Annotated in this window: 3 protein-coding genes; 2 read left to right on the top strand and 1 reads right to left on the bottom strand. The window is 67.0% G+C overall.

Annotation, left to right across the window (positions count from 1 at the left end; genetic code table 11):
* Window positions 1-650 (top strand): transglycosylase SLT domain-containing protein (locus tag FVW20_RS12290; protein ID WP_196609843.1); only part of this gene is annotated, 650 nt, incomplete at its 5' end.
* A 167-nt stretch (window positions 651-817) separates the two neighbouring features.
* Entirely contained in the window at window positions 818-1,327 is a 510-nt protein-coding gene (locus FVW20_RS12285) for an OmpH family outer membrane protein (RefSeq protein WP_196609842.1), read from the top strand.
* A 212-nt stretch (window positions 1,328-1,539) separates the two neighbouring features.
* On the opposite strand, the gene FVW20_RS12280 is transcribed toward FVW20_RS12285, so the two are convergent.
* Window positions 1,540-2,391, bottom strand: a complete 852-nt coding sequence (locus FVW20_RS12280) for a substrate-binding periplasmic protein (protein WP_196609841.1) — start codon at window positions 2,389-2,391, stop codon at window positions 1,540-1,542.
* Window positions 2,392-2,594 lie beyond the last annotated feature (203 nt).

The following is a 2,594-nucleotide window of genomic DNA, read 5'->3' as shown; positions in this document are numbered from 1 at the left end:
CCCGCCTGCTGGCCAAGGAGTGCGCCGCCACCCGCCGTTCGGTGGTGGCCGGCGTGCGCAGGCCGGTGTACGGCGGCGCCTCGCGCGAGGTGCTTGTGGCCGCGACGCCCGAACAGATGCTGCTGCGCGCCCGCCAGTACCGCGACATGGTGGACCGCTATGCCCGACGTTACAACCTTTCCCCGCGTCTTGTACTGGCCATCATGCATGCCGAAAGCGGCTTCAACCCCAATGCGGTCAGCCCGGCGCAGGCCCTGGGGCTGATGCAGATCGTGCCGGAAACCGCCGGGGGCGAAGTGCACGCCTACCTGCACGGCACGCCCGGCCAGCCTCCGCGCGACGCCCTGTTCGATCCCGGCACCAACATCCGCTACGGCACGGTATACCTGCACCTGCTGGCCAATCGGCATTTTTCCGACATCGCCAATCCCGCAACCCGCGAGTTGTGCGTCATTGCCGCCTACAACGGCGGTCCCAATGCCCTGCTGCGCGTGTTCGATGCCGACCGCGACAAGGCCGTGGCCATGCTAAACGCCATGACCACCCAGCAGGTGTACGACAAACTGGTACGCCACATGCCCGCCGACGAATCGCGCAAGTACGTGGACAAGGTGCTTGCCTCGCTGGAGAATTTTTCATCCGTGCATTGATGTGCCCTGTCCGCCCCGTTCCCTCTCGCGCCGTTGTGTTGCAAACCGAAAGGGAGTAAGGGAGTTTGGCTGCGCCATCGGGCGCACTGCCATGCCCGGCGGGCACGGCATTCCAGTCCGTGGTCGCCCCCGCGCGGGGCCAACCGTTCCGAACACAGGAGTCGTTCATGAAGAGATATGCCCTCGTACTGCTGGCCCTTGCCGCCATGGTGGCGCTTGCCGGGTGCAACCAGCCCAAGTCCGGCGGCATCGCCGTGGTGAATACCGCCCGCGTCTACCAGGAAAGCGAGGCGGGCAAGGCCGGGGTGAAGCACCTCGAAACGCTGCACGAGGAAATGCAGAACCAGCTCAACCAGATGCAGGAATCGCTGCAGAAGGACCAGAGCGACGACAACAAGCGCAAGTTCCAGGAAGCCTTTGCCGACTACCAGAAGCGCATGGGCGCCGAGCAGCAGCAGGTCATCTCCGTCCTGAACGAGAACCTGCAGAAGGTGCTGGATTCCTACCGCGAAAAGAACGGCCTTGCCGTCATCGTGGGCAACGACAACGTGCTCTCCGCCGGCCCCAGCGCCGACGTGACCGGCAACATCGTGGCCGAACTGAACAAGCTGAACATCACCTTCAAGCGCATGGAAGCGGAAGCCCCGGCCAAGCCGGCGGAAGCCCCCAAGCAGTAACGTTTGCGGGAAAACGGGCGCAGGCCCGCCATCCCCGCTTCTGGCCGGAATACGGCCAATCCATGGTAATGACAGGGACGCTCCGGCAGGCCGGGGCGTCTCTTTTTTGCGTCCGTCATGGGTAGGCCGGGGCGGCCTTGCCCTGCAGGAAGAACCCCGGCGGATGGTCCGGAAAGGCGGTGGCAGTTAGGCTGCCGGTGGTGGCGTGTGCGTCATTCGCGACGCAGCGAACGCACCAGTTCGCGGTAGCGCGGCGTTTCCGCCAGTTCGCGCAGTGCTGCATCAATACGTCCGGCCGTGGCGGCATCCACCCCTTTTGCCAGCATCAGGAAGCGCGATTCGCCGTCCGGGTTGCCCGGTACCGGGCGCAAGGTCAGGCTCGCGCCAAGGTCTGGGTGGGTGCGCAGCAGGTGGCCCGCCTCTTCATGGCTCATGAAGGAGATGTCGTGGGCGCCGTTCACTATGGACCGCAGCATTTGTGCATTTTCTTCACGGGTGCGGGTGGGCGAAGTGCCGGTGCGCTCCAGCGCCCGGGCCAGCCAGTCGCCGTACCAGTAGCCGTCGCCCAAGACCACCCGCAGTCCCCCCGCCAGCAGCGAATCGAGGGACCGGGCGGAAGCGGCAAGCCCCGCATCGGCGCGACGCACGACGATGACCGGCGGCAGCGGAACATACAGGGGGCCGATGAAGCGGGCGAAGGTTTCGCGTTCCGGCGTGCGGTAGACGCCGGGCGTGCAGGCGAAGGGCGCATCCGCACGGAAGCTGGCGAGGATTTCGGTGAAGGTGCTGGTGACAAGGCGGGGCTTCAGGCCCGCGCGCTCCAGCGCGAGCAGGGTCATCTCCACCAGCGGTCCGCCCTGGCTGTCCGGGGTAGCCGTGAAGAACGGCGGGCGGTGGTAGACGTAGACGGTGATCTCGCGCAGTTGCGGGGCGGATGTGGCGGCATGGGCAGCGCACAGCGGCGCGGCGCATGCCGCCAGCACAAGCAGCAGGATGCCCAGCGGGCGCAGGCAGGCACAGAAGGAACGGGCCCTGGCAGGGGGCCGGACGCGGTGCAGGGCCATGGTTACCTCCGGCTGTGGCCGGGGAGTGGGGTCTGGCGACAGGGTGCCGTGAACATGGCTGGTGCTGAATGATTATCACGCATGATGCATGCGGCGCGGATTTGCCGGGGCGCGAGATGGGGCGGGGGCGTGCCGCAGGGATGCGCCCGGTACGGCAAGGGCGCGCGCCGGGGCGAGGGAGCAGTCTGCTCGGGGCGCGCCGC

The organism is Nitratidesulfovibrio oxamicus, assembly GCF_015731765.1.
Taxonomy (GTDB): Bacteria; Desulfobacterota; Desulfovibrionia; order Desulfovibrionales; family Desulfovibrionaceae; genus Cupidesulfovibrio; species Cupidesulfovibrio oxamicus.
Note: the sequence above shows the minus strand (reverse complement) of the source record. Positions and strands in the feature narration are given on the sequence as shown.

Bases quoted from the DNA above. Each gene is read 5' to 3' on its own strand.
- FVW20_RS12285 (WP_196609842.1), top strand. From the start codon at position 818: ATGAAGAGATATGCCCTCGTACTGCTGGCCCTTGCCGCCATGGTGGCG.
- FVW20_RS12280 (WP_196609841.1), bottom strand. From the start codon at position 2,391: ATGGCCCTGCACCGCGTCCGGCCCCCTGCCAGGGCCCGTTCCTTCTGT.